The 20,561-nt window shown below is 65.3% G+C and carries 21 protein-coding genes and 3 pseudogenes; 12 read left to right on the top strand and 12 right to left on the bottom strand.

The window, feature by feature from the left end; translation table 11 throughout:
- Positions 1-199 precede the first annotated feature (199 nt).
- Positions 200-1,444 (bottom strand): S1C family serine protease, encoded by a 1,245-nt coding sequence (locus RI444_RS02000; protein ID WP_179012682.1) that lies wholly within the window; start codon positions 1,442-1,444, stop codon positions 200-202.
- Between the two features lie 363 nt (positions 1,445-1,807).
- The gene (locus RI444_RS01990; RefSeq protein WP_310649537.1) at positions 1,808-2,167 is read right to left on the bottom strand and encodes a hypothetical protein; all 360 of its coding nucleotides are present in this window, start codon (positions 2,165-2,167) and stop codon (positions 1,808-1,810) included.
- Between the two features lie 96 nt (positions 2,168-2,263).
- Here RI444_RS01990 and RI444_RS01985 point away from each other — a divergent pair.
- Positions 2,264-2,503: pseudogene (locus RI444_RS01985) on the top strand (fumarylacetoacetate hydrolase family protein); the annotation flags it as partial.
- A 17-nt stretch (positions 2,504-2,520) separates the two neighbouring features.
- Here the strand turns inward: RI444_RS01985 and RI444_RS01980 are convergent.
- The 4 genes and pseudogenes from RI444_RS01980 to RI444_RS01965 all read right to left on the bottom strand — a co-directional run.
- Positions 2,521-2,643 (bottom strand): annotated as a pseudogene (locus RI444_RS01980) (IS481 family transposase); the annotation flags it as partial.
- Positions 2,644-2,944: 301 nt separating this feature from the next.
- The gene (locus tag RI444_RS01975; RefSeq protein WP_197521504.1) at positions 2,945-4,024 is read right to left on the bottom strand and encodes a M23 family peptidase; all 1,080 of its coding nucleotides are present in this window, start codon (positions 4,022-4,024) and stop codon (positions 2,945-2,947) included.
- Positions 4,024-4,563 carry a hypothetical protein gene (locus RI444_RS01970; RefSeq protein ID WP_071416686.1) on the bottom strand — a complete coding sequence of 180 codons (540 nt, stop codon included), beginning with the start codon at positions 4,561-4,563 and terminating at the stop codon, positions 4,024-4,026. Before RI444_RS01970 ends, RI444_RS01975 begins: the two co-directional genes overlap by 1 nt.
- A gap of 1 nt (position 4,564) precedes the next feature.
- A complete protein-coding gene (locus tag RI444_RS01965; protein ID WP_231941996.1) occupies positions 4,565-4,864 on the bottom strand; it encodes a helix-turn-helix domain-containing protein in 300 nt (99 codons plus the stop codon).
- A 129-nt stretch (positions 4,865-4,993) separates the two neighbouring features.
- Here RI444_RS01965 and RI444_RS01960 point away from each other — a divergent pair, with 129 nt between their 5' ends.
- The 5 genes from RI444_RS01960 (at position 4,994) to RI444_RS01940 (ending at position 10,047) form a co-directional block, all read left to right on the top strand.
- Positions 4,994-5,602 (top strand): DUF6668 family protein, encoded by a 609-nt coding sequence (locus RI444_RS01960; RefSeq protein ID WP_071416684.1) that lies wholly within the window; start codon positions 4,994-4,996, stop codon positions 5,600-5,602.
- 11 nt (positions 5,603-5,613) lie between these two features.
- Positions 5,614-5,916, top strand: coding sequence for a hypothetical protein (locus tag RI444_RS01955; RefSeq protein ID WP_071416683.1), 303 nt, complete (start codon positions 5,614-5,616; stop codon positions 5,914-5,916).
- An 11-nt stretch (positions 5,917-5,927) separates the two neighbouring features.
- Positions 5,928-6,683 carry a hypothetical protein gene (locus RI444_RS01950; protein WP_071416682.1) on the top strand — a complete coding sequence of 252 codons (756 nt, stop codon included), beginning with the start codon at positions 5,928-5,930 and terminating at the stop codon, positions 6,681-6,683.
- A gap of 3 nt (positions 6,684-6,686) precedes the next feature.
- Complete coding sequence (locus RI444_RS01945; protein WP_316963861.1) at positions 6,687-8,876, top strand: amidohydrolase; 2,190 nt, start codon at positions 6,687-6,689, stop codon at positions 8,874-8,876.
- Positions 8,877-9,036: 160 nt separating this feature from the next.
- A complete protein-coding gene (locus tag RI444_RS01940; protein ID WP_043426253.1) occupies positions 9,037-10,047 on the top strand; it encodes an ABC transporter substrate-binding protein in 1,011 nt (336 codons plus the stop codon).
- 256 nt (positions 10,048-10,303) lie between these two features.
- Here RI444_RS01940 and RI444_RS01935 read toward each other — a convergent pair whose 3' ends face one another.
- The 4 genes from RI444_RS01935 to RI444_RS23040 all read right to left on the bottom strand — a co-directional run bounded on the left by RI444_RS01935 (position 10,304) and on the right by RI444_RS23040 (position 13,797).
- Positions 10,304-10,696, bottom strand: coding sequence for a RidA family protein (locus RI444_RS01935; protein WP_192551697.1), 393 nt, complete (start codon positions 10,694-10,696; stop codon positions 10,304-10,306).
- A 332-nt stretch (positions 10,697-11,028) separates the two neighbouring features.
- Positions 11,029-11,814, bottom strand: a complete 786-nt coding sequence (gene istB, locus RI444_RS01930) for an IS21-like element helper ATPase IstB (protein ID WP_021473521.1) — start codon at positions 11,812-11,814, stop codon at positions 11,029-11,031.
- Entirely contained in the window at positions 11,811-13,346 is a 1,536-nt protein-coding gene (gene istA, locus RI444_RS01925; RefSeq protein ID WP_021473522.1) for an IS21 family transposase, read from the bottom strand. Before istA ends, istB begins: the two co-directional genes overlap by 4 nt.
- Positions 13,347-13,461: 115 nt before the next feature.
- The gene (locus RI444_RS23040) at positions 13,462-13,797 is read right to left on the bottom strand and encodes an endonuclease domain-containing protein (RefSeq protein ID WP_225740194.1); all 336 of its coding nucleotides are present in this window, start codon (positions 13,795-13,797) and stop codon (positions 13,462-13,464) included.
- Between RI444_RS23040 and RI444_RS01920 the strand changes: the two genes are divergently transcribed.
- The 6 genes from RI444_RS01920 (at position 13,720) to RI444_RS01895 (ending at position 18,756) form a co-directional block, all read left to right on the top strand.
- Positions 13,720-13,908 carry a hypothetical protein gene (locus RI444_RS01920; RefSeq protein WP_225740199.1) on the top strand — a complete coding sequence of 63 codons (189 nt, stop codon included), beginning with the start codon at positions 13,720-13,722 and terminating at the stop codon, positions 13,906-13,908. The two genes, RI444_RS23040 and RI444_RS01920, sit on opposite strands and share 78 nt — an antisense overlap.
- Positions 13,909-14,622: 714 nt before the next feature.
- Positions 14,623-15,756 (top strand): tyrosine-type recombinase/integrase, encoded by a 1,134-nt coding sequence (locus RI444_RS01915; RefSeq protein WP_242703055.1) that lies wholly within the window; start codon positions 14,623-14,625, stop codon positions 15,754-15,756.
- Positions 15,753-16,085: a helix-turn-helix domain-containing protein gene (locus RI444_RS01910; RefSeq protein WP_071416681.1), complete on the top strand. Its 333-nt coding sequence runs from the start codon at positions 15,753-15,755 to the stop codon at positions 16,083-16,085. The genes RI444_RS01915 and RI444_RS01910 overlap by 4 nt, the downstream gene beginning before the upstream one ends.
- A gap of 179 nt (positions 16,086-16,264) precedes the next feature.
- Positions 16,265-17,605, top strand: coding sequence for a recombinase XerD (locus RI444_RS01905; RefSeq protein ID WP_242703054.1), 1,341 nt, complete (start codon positions 16,265-16,267; stop codon positions 17,603-17,605).
- Between the two features lie 55 nt (positions 17,606-17,660).
- Positions 17,661-18,275 (top strand): hypothetical protein, encoded by a 615-nt coding sequence (locus RI444_RS01900; RefSeq protein ID WP_071416679.1) that lies wholly within the window; start codon positions 17,661-17,663, stop codon positions 18,273-18,275.
- Positions 18,268-18,756: an NUDIX hydrolase gene (locus RI444_RS01895; protein WP_071416678.1), complete on the top strand. Its 489-nt coding sequence runs from the start codon at positions 18,268-18,270 to the stop codon at positions 18,754-18,756. Before RI444_RS01900 ends, RI444_RS01895 begins: the two co-directional genes overlap by 8 nt.
- 5 nt (positions 18,757-18,761) lie before the next feature.
- Here the strand turns inward: RI444_RS01895 and RI444_RS01890 are convergent, their stop codons facing one another.
- Together RI444_RS01890 and RI444_RS01885 are read right to left on the bottom strand one after the other, a co-directional pair.
- The gene (locus RI444_RS01890; protein ID WP_071416677.1) at positions 18,762-19,307 is read right to left on the bottom strand and encodes a GrpB family protein; all 546 of its coding nucleotides are present in this window, start codon (positions 19,305-19,307) and stop codon (positions 18,762-18,764) included.
- A gap of 396 nt (positions 19,308-19,703) precedes the next feature.
- Positions 19,704-20,507 (bottom strand): annotated as a pseudogene (locus RI444_RS01885) (maleylpyruvate isomerase family mycothiol-dependent enzyme).
- Positions 20,508-20,561 lie beyond the last annotated feature (54 nt).

Below are 20,561 nucleotides of genomic sequence, written 5' to 3'. Positions count from 1 at the left end.
CCTCTTGGGTGGAATCAGTGCTTCGGAAAGGCCGAGGAATTCGAAATCATAGGCCTGAGCTTCTTGTCCGAGTGGACCATGATGTGACCCCACGGCAATTGTGCAGCAGCCTCCCGCACAATTGCCCCATCGGGCCAAGTGGCCGCTAACGTGGCCATGTACTGGATTTGAGATTCTTTCCCAAAGGGGCCCACTTGTCCTAGCAAGCGGTTGGATCGCCGAACGGCAAGGAGGTTCCGGCGATGAGCCAGCGTGTACCGTCCCAGTGCATTGAGTACCGGATCCTCCAGTTCGAGCACGTTTGGTCCGTCCCGTGATAGGCATCGGCCGCGTCTTGGATGGTCTGAAGGTTCACATCGGCGCTCAAATCGTCCGCTGACGGGGCACCGGTGACCTTAGTGAGCTCTGCTTTTGTCCAGTAGGAGGAACCAAGATCCTTGCTCCATGTAGCAGCGTCCCCGAAAGTGGCCTGCAGCTCGGGGGCGAGGAGTTTGAACGCCGCGGTGTATGCGCCTTGATTGATGCCTTGACCGTGAAGGAGCAGGCTTTGACCTATGCTGCGGGCCTGGTCATGGTCCGCCGAGACGGTGAAGGGGAAGAACCCGGAATCTGGCGCCGGCGCGTTTCCGCAGTCCCTGAAGGCCACAGGCGTGGACCGTGATTTCCACTCGTTCACAGCCGCGGCAACACGGGGCGCCGTTACCGCGTAAGCGATGCCTTCGGCTCGGAAGTTGCCCCTGATTTCGGCTGTGACGACGACGCCGGCTACCTGTCCATCCTGGGTGATGAGCGGGCCTCCACTGTTGCCGTAATTGACTGCGGTATCTGTCTGGATGAGGTTCCTGAGAACTCCCTCTCCGGTATCTTGCTCGGCATCGAGGGCGCTGACTGTTCCTTTGGTGAAGGTGAACGGGCGGCCTAGCGGAAATCCCAGTGCTGCAATGTCGGTGGCTACCGGAGGTTCGCTGGTTCTGAGTTGGAACTCATGTCCTTGGACCGGTTGGTCGGTTCTGACAAGAGCGATGTCCGCTATGTCATTGGTGCCTACAACGGTGGCGTTCACTGAGGTTCTGCCGAAAGCTACGCTGATCGCGGCAGCGTCCCGCACAACGTGCGCTGCAGTGACCACCAGGTTCGGTTCGATAAGGAACCCGGTTCCCGTACCGTCGTACTCACATGTGGTGACGAAGAGTTGGCCCACCCCCGATTGAACATCCGAGACGACCTCAGGCCACGCACTCGGCGACGCGGCGGCAGTTGTACTCGTCGCCGTGGTCGAAGTGGTCGGTGCGCTTTCGGTGGGCGTAGAGGTTGGACTGCTTGTCGGTGGCGAAGACTGCGGGGCGGTGCCGGATCCATTGGTGCAGCCTGTAGTAACCCACAGACACAGGCTTAGGGACGTGACAACCGCGCAACGGATGTAGGGGCTGGGTTTGCTGCTCATCAATTACCTCCCGAGGCTGAGAAGAACAGCTGCATGAGCAACCCTCTGTTGTGCCCGCTCCTGCAACTGCCCACAAAAAATATGAGTCGGGTAAGCCACCGTCAGATGCGCTTGATCATGGAGGGAAAACGGGAGACCTTCCCCATGATTCAAACCAACGGCCGTTTACTCGACTCGTGTCCCAGCAAGCACATCGTAACCCCTAAGGATCCTGTCAATCCGGAAGTGCGTTCGTGACGGGCGAGTTGACAGCGGATACGAGACCGGCGCCTGACGCACAAAAGCCGCCTGCCGCCGTCGTACTCTTCCCGTGAAGTACGACGGCGGCAGGCGGCTTTCGCGTTTGGGCGCCGCGTCAGGGCGTCAGGCAGGGACCTTTCCGGCCGCGATGACCTTGGGCGCTTCCGCGGCAGGTCCGCCGGGGACGCCCTGGGCGTAGAGCCAGTCGTTGTACTGGAAGTCGTTGTCCTTGCGGCTCTTGAAAAGCAGATTGCGGAGGGTACGGCCTATGCCGGAGACGTGCCACGATTCGCCCCAAACACGGGCTGTGCGCTGGACCCGGGCGGTGCGCTCCGCGCGGGCTTCGTTGAAGGCACGGATCGCTTCGTCCCAACCTGCCGGGTTGATGCCATCGTCAGTGAAAACCGTTCCGGCACTGGCATCCTGCAATACTGCGGCGTCTTCGAGGGCCTGGCATGCGCCTTGGGCGAGGTACTGGAGCATTGGGGGGGGCCGAGTCGCCCATCAGGACCATGCGGCCGGCAACCCTGTTTTCCACCGGATCGCGGTCATACATGGGCCAGCGGATGCCGGTGCCCAGTCGACGGCGAAATCCAGCAGCAGACCCCCACCAATGACGTGGTGTTCACCCCGGAATTCCTGGTCTCCTACATCTCCACCATCATCACGCTGTACCCCGGCGATGTGATCGCCACCGGCACCCCCGGTGGCGTGGGCCACGCGCAGGAGCCCAAGCGCTACCTGCAGGAAGGCGAACTGCTGACCACCACCATCGAGGGCCTCGGCCAGTTGAACAACCGCGTGGTCAAGGAAGCCTGATGGTCGCCCGTCACGACCTAGCTGTAATTCCCACTGAGGTTGTGAACGCGGCTGATGGGGGTTTTGCCTCCGATGCCGGTATGGGTTCGGTGATGATTGTAATGGTGGAGCCATGCCGGGTAGGTGGCGGCGCGCTCCACTGACAACGGACACGGGAGTTCTCGCAGCTACTTCTACTCCCGTACTTTAAACGCCGATAATGGACGTTTCGTCAACCTCTAGTCTGCGTATTGCATCGGATGAATCAATCGCGGGCGGCTGACTCACTGCCCCGCTGGCCGTACTTAACCCAGCTCTGACCAGCGGAAACGCAGCACCGAACGTCGTCGTAACGGCGTCAAACCGTGTGTGGCGGCGGAACGATCAGGCGTTGCGCGGCCACCGCGACACGCCGTTGACCTGCGCAAACACAGATGGCGTCTCATCAGATGCATCATGGAATCACTGGATGAAACCGGATTCTCGGGAGGATTTGATGCAGGTTGATGGCTCCGGACGGGTCCGCCTGGTCGAGTCGGTGCCGGTCCTCCGGCCCGACGAGCAGGTGCTCCAGAAGATGCTCGAGGGCTGGCGGAACCAGCAGCTGTCACGCAACCTGCAGTTCGCGACCATCGACCAACGGCTCCGGATGGTCGAGCGCTTCATCAGCCACGTCAACGAAGACCCGTGGAACTGGACGCCCGCGCTTGTCGAGGAGTTCTCGGCGGACCTACGCACCCAGAAGCAGATCGGGCCGTCGCAGCCGCCGCCGGCAAGGTCGGTGCCGGCGTGGAGTCGCTGCGTGCCGTAGATCGGGTGCACGCGGATGCCGTAGGGGCTGCTGACCGGGCCGGCGCCGGGGGAGGCCCAGCCTTCGGCGCTGACTTCGCCGGGAAGCAGGCCCTCGCATGCGCCGCCGCTGGCGCTGCCGTCGCCGGAGTCGAGGCCGGTGCGGACACCACTCAGGCCCTCGACGATCTGCACCGCGCCGTCCCAGAACTTCGTGTAGTGGTACGGGTCGGCGTTCACCTGAGTGCGGTGGGCGACGATCGTCGGTTCCAGCGACTCGCGGTCGGGAACCTTCGTGGTCATCGCGTTGAAGAACTTCGTCGACGAGATGTAGGGGTCCAGCCGCTCCTCGCGGGTGCCCCATCCGTCCTGCTGCTGGAACAGGCCGATCGACGTCGTGCGGGTGCCGTCGGGGTTGGTGACCCCGCCGGTTTCCCAGTCGCCGTAGTCGATGTTCCGGAGGCTGGATTCACCCATCGCAGTCATGACGCCGATGGTCTGATCCCGCGCGTTCAGGCCGAGGTCTTTGCCCGCCTGCATGACATATGCGGCGTTCACAAGCTGCTCGTGGCCGTAGCCGGCAATCTCCGTCTCGGGGACGGATGCGGGGTCGATCGAGACGCTCGATCCGCCGTTGCCGGCGCTCGGGCCGCACTCGTCCTCGCCCATGAGGAGGAGCCCGAACAGGGAGCCGACGATGAGGAGCGGCACCGCCGCGATCGCGTAGGCGGCGCTGCCCTTGGGCGCTGCCATCAGTTCACCCCTTCGGGGAGGATGAAGCGCCCCGCGAGCCAGGGGGAGTCAGCGTCGGCACGGCTGAGCACGACGCCGTAGGTGCCGGCGTTGGTGGGGACGTCGACGAACGCGACGTAAGCGCTCGTGTCGTCGGTGATGACGGCGGGGCCGGTGACGCTCGTCGCGACGATGCGTGCCGGGTCCATGTAGGCGTAGTCCTGGGTGGCCTTGTTGTCGAGGAGGGGCTGCAAGCCGGCCCACCACTGCTCGAACGGAAGATCGGGGCGCGCGTAGGCGGTCATCACGGCGACCGCGGCCGCCGTTGCGCTCTCGCGCGATTCGTCATCCCACGTGGGCACGGGCCGCGGGCCGTGCGTCTCTCCGCTGTCCTCGTCGATGAGGCCTTCGGGGGCGGGGGTGAACTGGTCGAGGTCGGGATAGATCGGGCCGGTGCTACTGGCGCTGGGGGTCGGCGCTGGCGCGTTGTTCTGGCCGGTGCAGGCGGTCAGGGCCGCCGCGGTGACGACTATGAGTAGCGCCGTCCCGATCTTCCGCATGTCAGTCCCCTTCGTGCCGTTCTGAGTTGATGACGACGACCGGGCCGGTGTCGCGAGGGACATTCGCACCCCGGCGCAAGGTGTCTTTCAGCTCGTCGCGGATGATGAACCACGTCGAGCCGACCTTGTAGCCGGGGATCAGTCCCTCGCGGAGCCACGTGTACACGCTCTTGTTAGAGACTCCGAGTCGTTCTGCTACTTCGGTGGGGCCGAGGGTCGGAGGGCTCTGCTCGAATAGGCGATCGAGCGCGTCACACGCACCGCTGTCGCTGCTCACGGTGAGACCTCCTGTTGGCTCCACGGTCCTAGTGTACCGGTTAGGGCATGTTTGTATAGGTTCGGGTTCATTCGGGTTCACCCTTCCTTGTTTGGGCGCTTGGGCGTAGGATTCCCTTATTAGGGTGAATCTCACTGTACCTAGGGGGGCAACATGAGCGACCCGCTCAACCCGTGGCTTTCTCGGCCGACGACGCCGCCGCCTACCGAGGCGGCCCCGATCGCGGCCGTGCCCGACACGTTCGGCCCGGTGGCTCCGCAGCGAGGAATCCCCGCACCGGATCGCGTCGACCAGCTGCCGATCTACGACCGCAACACCACGGCTGCGCTGTGGTGGGTAGGCGCACACGGCGGCGCGGGAGAGTCCACGCTGGCGGCGCTGATGCCGGGCTCGCAGGCGGCGGGCCACTCGTGGCCGCGCACCGCCTCCACGACGCCCGCACGGACGGTTCTCGTCGCCCGCTCAGACGCTCGCGGGTTGCGCGCGGCGCAGGCCGCGATGCGGCAGTGGGCCGCGGGCCTCGTCCCGTCTGTTGAAGTCTTGGGCCTGGTCGTCATGGCTGACGCACCTGGTCGACTGCCTCGCTCGTTGCGCGACCTGATGCAGGTCGTCAGCGGGGGAGTCCCGCGCACCTGGTCGGTGCCGTGGGTCGATGCATGGCGCGTGGGAGAGCCGCCGGCTCTCTCATCTTCTCCGCGCGAAGCTCAGCGTCTCGTCGACGAGCTGACCGCAATCCTCGGTGCCGCCGGCACCTCGAACTGAAAGGCAACAGCATGTCCGTTATCGACGTGTTCCACGCGGCGGCCGACACCGCCGTGAACCTCGCCGGCGTCATTCCTGACCCGGACCCCGTACAGCCTCCGGGCACCGAAGGCGTGACCATCATCCTGTCCTGGCTGAAGTGGATCGGCTACGTCGTCGTCGGCGGCGCGATCATCGTCGGCGGCATCCTCATCGCCGTCAGCTTCCGCCGCGGTGAGGGTCACGATGCTCTGCCGAAGATCCTTTGGCCGATGGCCGGAGCGATCGTGATCGGTGGTGGTGCCGCTCTCGTCGGCATCCTCGCCGGGGCCTGAGAGGAGCCGTCATGGCTGAGGACGACGACACGCAGCAGAACCCGTTCACGCGCCCCGGCTTCATCGTCGGGGCGGTCGTGGTGGTCGCGCTCATCGTGGCGGGCATCGTTCTGACGGTTCTCAACCTGAACCGAGACGACGACGCCGCGCCGCCGGCTCCCGACCCGTCGTCCAGTGCCACAAGCAGCGCCGCCCCTTCCCCGGAGCCTTCCGGGGTCGCGGGCGGCGCGAGCGTTTGTGGCCTGGCGGGCGAGGAGCTATCCGGGACGGTGACGACAGCTCCCGCCGCCGAATGGCGGTTCCAGGACGTCTACGCCTTCCCGACCTCTTCCACGGCGGGGCCGGGGGACACGGCCCCAGAGGGCTACCCGTACTGCTTCCAGCACTCGCCTGAGGGTGCACTGTTCGCAGCCGCGAACGTGACGATCATCGGTTTCGGACCCGCCGAGCAGCGACAGGCATTTCTCGAGTACGCCCTGACGGATGGCCCGTACCGTGACACCCTGCTCAACGCTCAGGGAGCGGCTGCGCCATCCGACGTGCGGGCATCTATCGCCGGCTTTCGCATGCTCGCGTACGACGGCGAGTCCGCTCGTGTCGACATCGCGTTCCGCGGCAGCAGCAACGGCCAGAGCGTCAACGGCTCCGCCGTTCTCGAACTCGTCTGGGCGGACGGGGACTGGAAGCTCGACGCCTCGAACCCTGAGCCTGCACGCCTCGCTGAGTTGCCGGACCTCTCGGGTTATGTGAGCTGGACGGAGGGGTAGAACATGGCCGCGAGTGAATGTGCGCCGCTCGACTTCGGCTGCAAGGCCGGCGAGTGGGCAAACAGTGTCGTCGGCGATGCCATCCAGAACATGGCGGATGCCGTCATGGAAGCGTTCGGGAAGGCTGTCGCCTCGCTCGGCACGCTCTGGGTGAACGTCGGCACGCCGAACCTGACCGGGACGGGCGGTGGCTCGTCGATCGCTGCGGGTGCGACCGCTCCGAACTCTGACGGCATCATTCAGGTGCTCGGCTGGGTGACCTGGATTGCGATCGTGCTCGCGGCTATCTCGATCATCCTCCTCGGTGCTCTCATCGCTACGCGGATGCGCAGCGGTGAGGGCTTCCAGGCCGCGGGCCGACTGGGGATCGTGCTCGGTGCGATCTTCCTCATCAGCGGCGCGACCGCGCTGGTGTCTGGTCTGCTCCCGAACGGGCCGCAGGGCGCGGGCGGTGCCGTGCTGTTTCTGCAGTCGTCGCTGTGGTGGTACATGGGCGCGGCCGCCGTCGTGTCCGTCATCATCGGCGGCGTTCGGATGGCGTGGGAACAGCGCGCCGAGCCCGGCAAGGAGACGGTCAAGAGTCTGTTGACTCTGATCGTCGTGGCGGGTAGTATTGCATCCAACTTCGGATGTCGTCTAGGGTCCATCGCTAAGTGGGGTGACGCACCGCACACAAGACCTCCGCGAGGGAACATGACGCAAGTAGCACCGGACCTAGGACGGACCGAAGACCGCCACGCGCCGTTGCTCGAGGTCGACGCCGTCAGCAAGTCGTACCCGGGCGTAAGAGCCCTGCACGAAGGAGAGAGAATGATCCTGATCCGCGGACTGACACGTGTCATCACTTTCGACGATCAAGAACGCGAGTTGGAAGACGCCGACATTCTGATCGACGGGCCGAAGATCGTCGCCGTCGGAAAGGACCTGTCGGATCGCAGCGTTTCACGGACAATCGACGGGCGTGGAATGATTGCGCTGCCAGGTCTCATCAACTCGCACCAGCACCTGTTCGAAGGCGCAATGCGGGCGATTCCCCAACTCGAGCGGGTCACGATGGCCAGTTGGCTCGAAGGCGTCCTGACCAGAAGCACAGGATGGTGGCGCGACGGGAAGTTCGGTCCAGATGTCATCCGGGAGGTTGCGCGCGCCGTCCTCCTCCAGTCGCTCCTCGGTGGCATCACCACGGTCGCCGACCAGCACCCATTCTTCCCCGGTGCCACGGCCGATAGCTATGTCGATAGCTATATCGACGCAACCATCGAGGCCGCCACCGACCTCGGGATCCGGTTCCATGCGGCAAGGTCATCGATGACGCTCGGCAAGAGCGAAGGTGGCTTCTGCGACGACCTGTTCGTCGAGCCCGTCGACAGAGTCGTCCAGCACTGTCTGGGTCTCATCGACCAGTACCACGAGCCGGAACCGTTTGGAATGGTTCGAATCGCTCTTGGACCCTGCGGCGTCCCCTACGACAAGCCCGAACTCTTCGAAGCGTTCGCACAGATGGCGGCGGACTACGACGTGCGCCTCCACACCCACTTCTACGAACCGCTCGACGCGGGAATGAGCGACCACCTCTACGGTATGACGCCGTGGCGTTTCCTTGAGAAGCACGGCTGGGCCAGCGACCGAGTATGGCTGGCTCACGCTGTGGTACCTCCACGGGAGGAGATCCCCGAGTTCGCCGACGCAGGCGTCGCGATCGCGCATCTCATTGCGCCGGACCTTCGGTTGGGCTGGGGACTCGCGCCTATCCGGGAATACCTCGACGCCGGAATCACGGTTGGGTTTGGAACGACCGGGTCCGCCAGCAACGATGGCGGGAACCTGCTTGGCGATCTGCGCCTGGCTGCGCTGGCGCACCGCCCCGCTGACCCCAACGAGCCCGAGAAGTGGCTGTCGGCACGCGAGCTGCTCCGAATGGCAACCAGGGGATCAGCGGAGTGCCTCGGCAGGCCCGACCTGGGCGTCCTCGAGGAGGGTCGTGCTGCGGACATCGCCTGTTGGCGCCTCGATGGAGTCGACCGGGTTGGTGTGCACGACCCGGCGATCGGCCTGATCATGACTGGTCTTTCAGACCGGGCAAGCCTGGTGGTCGTGAATGGTCAGGTGCTCGTCGAGAACGAACGACCCGTTCTGGCAGATCTCGAACGCATCGTCGCGAATACGACAGCACTCATTCCCAAGAACTTGTAGTGCCCTGCGCCCCCTGCAGTAGGGGTCACGGCGGTACTGGACGCCGAGCATCTGTGCTCCCAAGTTCCTTGCCACACGCACGTCATCGACGCTCTTGCTCGCCGTCGATGCCCGCTCGGGCGAATTGATACGGATTTCCCACTTGAAAGGATCGATATCGATGGCAGTTCGACGGGTTTCAGCCGCGCTCGCGGTCGCACTCCTGATCATTGCCTCCATCGCGGGATGCGGCAAGGACAGCGAAGGCGGCACCACCACATCAAACGGCGCGCCGACGAGGCTACGGATGCAGCTGAGCTGGGTGGCGAACGCACAGTTCGCTGGATACATGATGGCTAAGGAGCAGGGCTTCTACGAGGACGCAAACCTGGATGTAGACCTTCTCTACGGCGGGCCGAACGTCAACAACGTTCAGCAACTGACCAGCGGTCAGGCCGACCTCACCGTCGACCGCGTCAGCACCCTCTTCCTGTCGCGTGACAAGGGCATCCCGATCAAGGGCATCGCGGAGTTCGATCAGAAGTCCGGATTCTGGCTCGTGGCCAAGAAGAGCAGCGGAATCAACTCACCTGATGACCTTGTCGGGCAGAAGGTAGGAATCTTCGCAGACGACGAGTTCCAGGCCGACGCCCTCCTCACAGCGATGGGCGTCGACCCCAGCGATGTTAAGACGTTCTACCAGGGATTCACGATGGATCCGTGGCTCAACGACGAGTACCCCGTCGCAGAGATGACATCGTTTGGGCAGCTCCAGGAGGTCTATCACGCTGGTTACACAGACAAGGACCTTGTCTTCTTCAAGCCTTCTGACTATGACGTCGGCATTCTCCACGGGTGCCTGATCGCCAACGAGAGCGCCATCCAGTCCAGCCCCGACGCGCTCACCGCTTTCGTCGAGGCAACGATGAAGGGGTGGACCTACGCCTTCGCGCATCCCGACGAGGCTGTTGACGCCATCCTCGCAGAGGAGCCCAGCGCCAGCCGACCAGTCGAAACCTCTGCGCTGGACGCGATGAAGGACGTCCTCTGGGATGGAGACACGCCTCCAGACAACTGGGGCCAGATTCCCATGGACAACTACGAGGAAACGGCCAAGATTCTTGAGGACGGCGACTACGTCGACCACCCGATCGACGTCGAGAAGTCGGTGGATCTGACCATCGCGCCGTGAGGACTGTCCGTCGGCTCGGCGGCTCCTGCAGGAGGCGCTCTGGATTGGGGAGCCCGCACGACGGCAGGCAGGCGCAACTGCCTGCGGGACGTGCCATCGGCTGAGCCGATCGCTCAAACGACCAGCGCCCCAGACAATCTGACTGGGGCGCTGGTCTTTCGTGGGTATGGCCTGTGAAGGTAGGCACCGAACCGCAGAGCCGATGCCTAGTTTGGTTCCGGCAAGCCGGACGGACCATACATTGGTCCGGTGGCGGCTAGCCGATGATGGCGTCTGCCTCGATTTCGACGAGTAGGTCGGGAAGAGCCAGTGCGCCAACCTCAACAAGCGCATTCGCTGGCCGTACCTCCCCGAACACCTCACCATGGACGGCGGCCACCGCCTCGAAGTCCGAGATATTCGTGACGAAGATCCGAGTCCGGACCACGTCCGCGATCGACGCGCCCGCTTCTTTCAGCGCGGACTCGACTCGCGTAAGAGTCTCACGCGTCTGTGCGACGACGTCGTCGCCGCCAACGGCTCCCTCACTCGACCCTGCGGTCATCCCACCAACAAACACAAACGGCCCCTTGCAGACGGCCCGCGAGTAGCCCCGGAGGCTCTCGAGGTGAGACCCAGACGAGATATTCTGCCGAGTCATCGACTCCATGTTGACCCTTTCGGTCGGTCTCGGGCCATCCGACCCGGTGATTTGGGCGGCGGAGTTGCCCGCCATCCGTCGTCGGCCGCGCACCTTGGGACGGCACGGCTTACGCTGTGTGAAAGTCTAACTCCAATGAACGAAGTTCTCAGATGGGGTCTGCGCTTGCCGTGACTCCCAATCGACAGCAAAGGCTGAGGTGAGTCGTGGTAGCGTGTCAAGGGACAGTAGGAACTGCCCAGGGGCGGACATGAAACCTGCCCGCTGACGGCCACGAGAACTGCCCGGTGGTGGCCACGGGATCTGCCCAAGGGGGCGGTGGCCACCACCGACCGGGGTGCTCAGCTCAACGGGCTCACCCCCTGGCCGGCGAGTGCCTGGGTCAGGCGCACGCTGTCGCCGCTGGTCTGGCAGACGTGGGCGTGGTGGAGCAGCCGGTCGACTGTGGCGGTGGCCAGCGTCTTGGGCATGAGCTCGTCGAACCCGGACGGGTGCAGGTTCGAGCTGATCGCGACCGAGCGCTTCTCATAGGCGGCGTCGACGAGGCGGTAGAGGCCTTCGGCGGCGTCGGCGGCGACGGCCAGGAGCCCGATGTCATCGACGATGACCAGGTCGGCCCGCAGGATTCGGGCGATGGCCTTGGTGACGGTGTCGTCCGCACGGTGCCGGCGCAGCAGGACGCCGAGGTCTTCCAGGGTGAACCAGGCGACCTTGAGTCCCTGCTCGACGGCTTGTTGTCCGAGCGCTTCGAGCAGGAACGTCTTCCCGGTCCCGGATGGCCCGCAGACCACGAGGTTCTCTCGCCGGTGGACCCACTCCAAGGTCCGCAGCGCCTGCTGGGTCGGGGCCGGGATCGAGGAGATCTCGGGCTGCCACGCATCGAACGTCTTGCCGGTCGGGAACCCTGCGGCCGCCCGCCTCGTGGCCAAGGCGGAGCGTTCCCGGCCGGCGACCTCCTCAGCGAACAGGGCCTTGAGGACCTCGGCGGGCTCCCAGCGTTGGGCCTTCGCGGTCGCGACCACCTCGGGCGCGTGGCGACGGATGTGCGGCAGCCGCAGCTTGCGCAGCAGCTCCTCCAACTCGACCGGCAACGGCGGCGCGGTGCTGATGGGGCTCCTCGTCGTCATCGGGTCACCTCGCCGTCGCCGTCCGCGGTGGACCGCTGGCCGAGCCGTGCCCACGCGGCGGTGCCCTGGGTCAGCGAGGAGTCCTCGCTGGCACGATGCTCACCTGTGCCGGGCTGCCGGGCGTGGTGGTCCAGGATCGAAGAGAGGTCGGCCTCGGCGAACCGGCCATGGACCGCGGCGTGGCCCAGTGCCCAGTCGACCTCGACGGGGTCGAACAACTTGGCCAACGCGAGCGCCTCGGTCATCTTGACCCGCATCCGCGGCGTGCCCGCGGCAGCCGCCTCGACCAACCACAGCCGGGCCCCCTCACCCAGGTCGAGGAACTCCGACTCCGCGGCGTTCTTCGCTCGGGGCTGGCGGTCCAGCGGGCCGGACGGCTGGGGCGGGAAGTGCCCGTCATCGATCTTCGGCGTTCCCGGCGTGGCGCGACGGTGGCGGGCGACCTCGATCGGACCGTCGTCGCCGACATGAACGATGACGACCCACTCGTCCTCACCGACCCCGTGGGTGCGGACCCACACTGTTGCACCGAGCAGGGTGTGTGGGACCGAGTACTGGCCGGACTCGAACATCACCATCGGGGTGTTCGCCGGCACCATGCGGGTGGTGCCGAACGCGACCGTGTGCGCTCGCGCCGGAACGGGGTGCAGCCGAGCTCGTTCCTCGGCGAGCATCTCGATCGGCGGCCGCTTCGTCGTCCGGTGGGCACGGGTGTTGACCTTCTCGCAGAACGCCTCGCAGGCCGCCTCGAGCTCAGCGAAACTCGCGTACTCCTCCCGCAGGTTGGTGTCCTTGGGGACGAGGTCGGCCTTGCTGATCTTCACCGACGCCTCGGTGCCGCCCTTGGACGCCGGATCCGCGGGCACACAGGTGTGCACCACGACCGAGTAGTGCTCGGCGAAGGTGACCAACTGCTGGTTCCTGACCGGGATCCCGGCGATGTGCTCGACCGTGACGGTCTTCTCGTTGTCGGTCAGCACGTAGGTCGGCACTCCACCGAGTCGGCGGAACGTGACGTCCAGCGCGGCGAACACGGACGGCATCGTCTTGTCACGCAACGGCAGCACGACCCGGAACCGCGACCACGCCAGCCACGCCACGAACAGCACCGTCTTGACGCCGTCGACGACCGGGCCGTCGCCGTAGTCGTACTGCAGCCACATCCCCGGCTCGGTGACCCAGGGCCGGTGCACCCGCACCCGACCAGAGCGATAGGACGCCTTGACTTTAGCGACCGCGCGGCGTGTGGTGCGTTCCGAACCCTTGTAGCCCAACGCCACGAGCTTCTCGTGGGCGACATCGGCACGGACCTTCCCGAACGACCGCTCGACCCACTCCTCGACCTTGGGCAGGTACTCATCGATCAACTGCAGCCGGGCTGCGGTCTGGTCCAGCTCCCCGCCGGCAGCGCGGCGGTCCACGTAGTGCTTCACCGTGTGGTGCGAACAGCCGGCCAACTCACCGGCATCACGAAACGACCCAGTCAGGTCGTAGGCATCCAAGATTTCCATGATCTCCTCGGCAGACTTCACATGTCCCTCCTCAGGGGCGAACGGCGCATCAGCACGCCAACCGCACCTGAGGAGGGGCCTCAACCGTGGGAACCGGTGAGGCAGACGACGTCGTGTCGGGCAGATCCCATGACCGTCAGTGGGCAGTTCTCATGTCCGCCACCGGGCAGCTTCGTGGCCGTCTCCGGGCAGTTTCTCGTGGCCGCCGACAGCGGGCGACGTATCTCGGACTCGCGAGCTGGGCCCTCCAACCGGGGTACTCGATGCCGAGAGGCGCGGCCGGAGGGTTGGCGAGGTAGTCGGCAAATCGGCAGCCCGACAGGTGTCGACACAGGTCGACCACCGTGTTACAGGCTCCGCATAGGTAGCCACGGACCAGTCCGGTCAGGTGGTCATGATCGATCTTGGTCGCCCATGGATCCGGACACGTCGCGCACCCACACCCGAGCTCTTCGACAAGCCGGCGTCGGATCTTTGCGCGCGGCCCTTTGCCGTCGATCTGGGGCGGCCAGCGGCCAGCTGCGCGATCGCAGCGAAGCTCGAGCGGGATATTGGCCACATTGGAGACGGGCTCTGCGCCTGATCGCGAGACTTGCGCCTCGCACCAGCGTGACTCGGTGAACCGTCCGAGGCAGGCCGCGCGTGAGCCAGCGAAGAGATGGTAGATGCCGGATCGGTCCGCGACAGCGCGATCAAACGGCGGCAATTGCTCGAACTGCAGCAGGCTCGCCCCACAGGTGTCCTCCAGGTGGTCGAGTGCCTGAGCCAGGTGGAAGCCATCGCGATCGCTGAGGCGCCACGCGAGCGTCTCGCGCCGGCCGGGCGGAAGATCGGCGGCGGTCCGAGCAACGGGGGGCGTGTCCCTGCGCGCCCACTCGTAATGCCCCTGGACGCGCCCCATGCCGCCGAACTGTAGTTGCTGTTGGCCCGCGCGAATTCGGCGATCTGGGGGCGCGTGTGTGTGAGTGCTACGGGGAGGTCGCGGGTCACCGACTCCATGGGACGGGCTCTCTCATCTGCTTCGACTCGTCCCGATTGACCGCCGATAACAATGCTTATGTAAGGTACTAGTCTGCGTATTGCATCGGATGAATCAATCGCGGGCGGCTGACTCACTGCCCCGCTGGCCGTACTTAACCCAGCTCTGACCAGCGGAAACGCAGCACCGAACGTCGTCGTAACGGCGTCAAACCGTGTGTGGCGGCGGAACGATCAGGCGTTGCGCGGCCACCGCGACACGCCGTTGACCTGCGCAAACACAGATGGCGTCTCATCAGATGCATCATGGAATCACTGGATGAAACCGGATTCTCGGGAGGATTTGATGCAGGTTGATGGCTCCGGACGGGTCCGCCTGGTCGAGTCGGTGCCGGTCCTCCGGCCCGACGAGCAGGTGCTCCAGAAGATGCTCGAGGGCTGGCGGAACCAGCAGCTGTCACGCAACCTGCAGTTCGCGACCATCGACCAACGGCTCCGGATGGTCGAGCGCTTCATCAGCCACGTCAACGAAGACCCGTGGAACTGGACGCCCGCGCTTGTCGAGGAGTTCTCGGCGGACCTACGCACCCAGAAGCACGTTGCCCACTCGACGCTGCGCGGCTACCACTCCGCGTTGCGTGCCTTCACTAGCTACATCAGCAATCCCGACTACGGGTTCGACGTCGTGTGCGAGCGGTTCTTTGGCACCCACCCGGCGCAGGTGTTCTTCGACTGGAACACCGCTCCCCACGTCCAGGAGTACGACGGACGCCCGAAGAAACGTCCGTACACCCGTGATGAGATCAGTCAACTCTTCGACCACGCCGACGACGAGGTTGAACGGATCGGCAAGTCGGGCCGCAAGGGCTGGCAGGCCGCCTACCGGGACGCGGTCATGATGAAGATCGCGTACGGCTACGGGCTCCGGTTCAACGAGTTGAGGCACCTGCAAACGGTCGACTTCGCCCGCAACCCACACGCCCGAGAGTTCGGCGCGTTCGGCGTCTGCAAGGTCCGCTACGGCAAGGCAAAGCGGTCCTCGCCGCACAAGCCGCGCAGCGTTCTCACTGTCTGGCGGTGGACGCCCGGCATCATCGAGGACTGGCTCGCCAACGGCCGCGGTGATCCGGGCACCCTGGATCTCTTCCCCAGCGAACGCGGCGGACTGGTCGTCGAATCGACTCTGATCCGACGGGTCCGGCGCTACTGCGAGGAGTTGGGATTCTCCGATGGGCTCGATCTCCACTCGTTCCGTCGTTCGTACGCCACTCACCTGCTCGAAGCTGGATGGGACCCGCGGTTCGTGCAGGACCAGATGGGCCATGAGCACGGGGCGACAACCGGCATCTATCACTTCGTGTCCGACGAGTTCAGGCGCTCCACGCTCAGGAGCGCCTTGGACCGTACGGTGAAGGAAGCCATGGCCCGCAAGACCGAGGACGGAACATCATGAAGCGCAAGGTCGACTACACGTGGCGCCTGGCCGAGCTGATGGCCGCCCGAGGCCTGCACAACACCACGGATCTCATTCCCCTGCTGGCCGAGCGCGACATCAATCTGTCTCGACCGCAGGTGTACCGGCTGGTGAACCAGCGGCCGGAGCGCGTCTCCCTGATGTTGATCGCGGCGCTGTGCGACATCTTCGAGTGCGAGTCGACGGACCTGTTCACGACGACGGCGACGGATGTACGCGTGCGCAAGACGGGCACCGCTTCCCCGCCGAACGTTGTCTCGCTCGACCGCAGCGTGCGGCCGCGGCGCGCAAACATCCTCGACGAGTAGCGCCAGGAGCATCGATGGATCCGAAGCCGGCGGGCCTCTCCCCTCGCTCGACCGTCCAGGGTCGTCCGCGCGCGACGAGCACTCGCGACGATCCGTGTGCTCGCTGCGGCCGGAACATCCCCAGGCTCGCAGCCAACTGGCCAGAAGGCCGACTCTGCAACATCTGCTACTACGACGCCGTGCACACCCGCGGAACCTGCCCAGAGTGCCTCCAGGATCGGCTCCTGCCGGGCCTGCGCGCCACCGATCGCCAGCCGATCTGCTCGACATGCGCTGAGATCCCCGTCGACTTCCACTGCGAGCGCTGCGACGTCGAAGCAGCGCGACATCGCGGACGGCTCTGCGTCCGCTGCGCACTCCGCGACGACCTCCACGCGCTGCTCGGCGGCGCGCCAAGCGATCCCGCACTCCTCGGCCTTGTCGATGCTCTCTGCGCGTCAGACAGGCCCGAGTCCATCCTCGTTTGGAAGCGGTCGGCCAAGGTCCAGGAACTGCTTCGCGGGCTCGGTAACGGCGCCATCGCCGCGTCGCACGAGGGTCTCGACTCCGTGCCCGGCAAGCCCGCCGAGCATCTCCGGGCACTGATGCAGCACCACGGTCTACTCCCCCCTCGCGACCCCTACCTGCCGCGCTTCGAGCAATGGATCGACGCCAAGCTCGACGGACTCCCCGACGAGGTACGGCAGCCAGTTCAGCACTTCGCCACGTGGCACCACCTGCGGCGCATCCGCGCCAAGACCGGGGCTGGCGCACCCACTCGCGGGCCAATTCACTCCGCGAAGCAGGAGATCACCGAAACGGTGAAGTTCCTCGTGTGGCTCCACGAGACGTATCAGCGCACCGCGGCCACCTGCACTCAGCAGGACGTCGACGAGTGGCTCGCGGCCGGACCGACGACGCGCAGTGCGATCAGGACGTTCTTCGTGGTCGCGAAGCAGGCGCGTCTCAACACGGCGGTGACTGTTCAGCACCGATCCGCGAAGAGCAGCCCATCTCTCAGTCAGGACCAACGGCTCGCCTGGATCCACGAGCTCCTCACGGGCACCAGCGAGTCACTCCCCTACCGCGTCGCCGGGATGCTCCTGTTGCTCTACGCCCAGCCGCTGGTCAAGGTCGTCACCTTCCCGACCAGCATCGTCGACGACGCCGACTCTGGGATGAGCATCGTTCTCGGCACGCATCCGACCGATGTTCCCGAGCCGTTCGCCTCGCTCATCAGGGAGCACCTTGCCGCACGGCCGAACCTACGCACCGGCGCCGGATCCGACAGCCCGTGGCTGTTCCCGAGCACGCTTGCCGGCCGCCACCTACACCCCAACACTGTCATGGACCGCCTCCGCGACGTGGGCATCAACCTCCTCGGTGCCCGCAACCGTGCCATCGGTGAGCTCGTCCTTGAATGCCCGCCCTCCCTGGTGGCAGAGGCGCTCGGTTACAGCGCCCAGGTCGCGTTCCTCCACGCCGACAAGGCGGGCGAGCCGTGGGCCCGGTACGCCGGCCGATCCATCAAGGCCACTTGACCGTTGGCACACGCCGCTCTTTGCCGCCGTCACCCGGAATGCGAGGATCCTCGTCGTGTCTAGCGAATCGCCCGACCACTGGGTCTATGTCGTCACGGACATCGAGGTCGACGGACCGTGGCCAGGGCCGAACTCGATGCGATCGTTCGCGTCCGTCGCCATCACCCTCGACGGCACGGAGCACGGGCGCTTCGAAGCCGTTCTCGAAGAACTGCCCGGAGCCGCACCGAACCAGCAGACCCTCGCGTGGTTCCAGTCGATTCCCGACGTGTGGGAGGCCGCCACGACCGATCCGGAACCAGCGCCCGATGTGATGGCCAGATACGCGAGTTGGGTGAAATCACTGCCCGGCCAGAAGTGCTTCGCTGCCTCGCCCTTGGCCTTCGACGGCCTGTGGATCGACTTCTACCTTCGCCGGTTCACTCGCTACGGCATCATCCAGGGCCCATACGAGGACGACCGTGTCTTCGATGGCACTGGCCTCTGCCTTCGGAGCTACGCAGCAGCCGTGACCGGTCGCCCTGCGTCGGAGATCTCGCCAGCGAGCTTGCCGACCGAGTGGTTCGGCGACGTACCGCACACGCACCGCGCGATCGACGATGCTCTCGGATACGCCAACCTCCTCGTCACCCTGGGACGGATGGCGCAGTCGGGAGAGCGCGATGCCTGAAGACACGCGAGTCGCAGTTCGGATCGTCCTCCTGGACCAGTCCAGCCGCGTGCTCCTCTTCGAAGGCCGGGACCTCTCCGACACCGGTGACACGGTCCGATTCTGGTTCACGGCCGGCGGCGGAGTGGACACGGGCGAGTCGCTCGCGGAAGCCGCGGAGCGCGAGTTGCTCGAGGAGACCGGCCAGGCAGGACTGACTCTGATCGGGCCCTTCCATCGCCGGGAATTCGACTTTCTAAACCACGGTCAGCCACAGCATCAGATCGAGCACTTCTTCGCCGCAAGGACGAACAACAGCGCGCTGAGCGCCCACGGATGGACCGAGCTGGAACAGCGAGCCGTGACCACGTGGCGATGGTGGTCGACCGACGACCTCACAAGCGCGGACGTACAGGTCTTCCCCGACAACCTGGTCGATCTCGTCCGACAGGCGTCTGAGCTCGTTCGCACTGAGGCGGCCAGCCCGCCTGGCGAGCTGTAGTCGGGTCAGGCGGCAGGGTCGTTGAGGCGCAAGATCTGAAGGCACTCGTCGGAGGTGAGGTCGGACTCCGCGAGGACCTTCTGGAGAACCGCAGACTTTCGAGCGATGTAGGTATCGATGTCCATGTCGGGCTCCGCTGCAAGCGCCAGCTTCACGGCTCCGTACTCGTCACGCAGATCTTCCCGCACACGAAGGACGTCGCGAACCGCGAGGTGGTTGCGGACGTTCAACGTGCCCGCCCGGCAGACATAGACGTTCCGCCGCGGGTTCGCATCAGGAGCATGGAAGGCCTCCCGATCGACAACTCCCAGATCGCCGCGGTGAACGTACCCGGCCGAACCCAGGGCGGCGACCGCTGCCGACATCTCCGCTCCGTCGACGATGACGTCGATATCGAGGATGGGCTTGGCCGCCAGCCCTGGCACTGAGGTTGAGCCCACATGCTCGACTCGCGCGGTCGCCAGTCCAGCGAGAGCCTGCTTCAGGTCGCCTGCGACCAGCGCAAACTGCGCAGGCCACGATGGCGAGGACGCGACCACTTCGATAGGCACTGGGCGATGCTAGCCGCCGGTCTCACCGGGTCTCATACCCGCCGAATACGCGCGGACTTGATACGCAGCCTGTCCACTAGGTGGAGCAGCCAGTTTAGGCATGTTCAACGTTCAACGCCGGGTCGTAGGCATGCTGGCAAAATAATATCTTCGCCAGCGGACCGCCGGCCCCAGTCCCCAAAAGCAAAGACCGCTGCGACAAATTCTTCCTTGCAGCCATCGTATGGTGGTGAATGGACGACGCCGGAAGGCATTCCACCCACCACCGCAGAAGACCCTGACTAAGGCGTCCCGGCGCAGACACTTCCGAGGCCGGCCATCCATACAGTCTTGCTGTAAGAACTATTCCCCCGCGCCGGAGAAACGAGCCTGGAAGTGCCTATATGCCGTACCGTCCTAGATCCACTTGGGCGCAACAGGCGCTGAACCGCCTGATCCAGCAGGACCGGCGGCAGCAGGACCGGGCGGCGGCCACACCGCTGCTGCCGCGCCCGGCGGCCCATTCGACGACGGCGGGCAGCGGCCCCGTGACGATCGTGGGGTCGGCGGCATTGTGTCGCCGAACGTGAGGCCGGTGCCGTTCTCAGCGGTGCCGGTCACTTTGATGAGCAGGCCGGTGTCCGATCCTCGGGTCCGCCAAGCGGACGTGATGTCCTTCAGGAGTCGTTCCAGCACGGGGGCGGGGATGTCATTGAAGGTGGCGCCGTTGTCCAAGTCGACGGCGTGCATCCTCACTTCGCGGGTTCGCATCCATGCCGTTTCCGACGCCGGAACCGTGCGCCCTTGCGCGGTGCGGACCTCGTTGGACCAGTCGGCGTCGGGAAGGTCCCGCCACTCCACGGACAGGTGCACAGCGGAGTGGTCGAACAGGTTCCGCAGGGCAATCGGGGAGAGCGTGGCGCCGAATTGGATTTCCTCGCCGGGCGCTTCGGGGGACGAGTACATGGGCGTCTCAACGCCGGTGCCGGCCCATTCGATGAGCCGCGCGATGGCCCTGGCGTTATAGCCTACGTGTGCTACAAGGTGGCGGCGGGTCCAGCCCGGAAGGCGGGTACCGCCGTCGAGCTCTTCATCGGAAAGTTCGTTGAGCTTACGGGCGAAGAACGCGGTCCCGCGCCGCGCCTGCAGGAGGTCTTCCTGCAGGCGCCGATCGGTAGCTAGGTGTAGTTCCCATGGAGGTTGTGAACAGCGTGGCGTGATGTAAAAGGCGAAAGCCTCCGGTATCGATTTGGGTTACCACACTCATCTCGACGC

Source organism: Paenarthrobacter sp. AT5 (genome assembly GCF_032764245.1).
GTDB classification, from domain to species: Bacteria; Actinomycetota; Actinomycetes; order Actinomycetales; family Micrococcaceae; genus Arthrobacter; species Arthrobacter ureafaciens.
The sequence above is the reverse complement of the archived record's forward strand: the minus strand, read 5'-3'. Positions and strand labels throughout refer to the sequence as shown.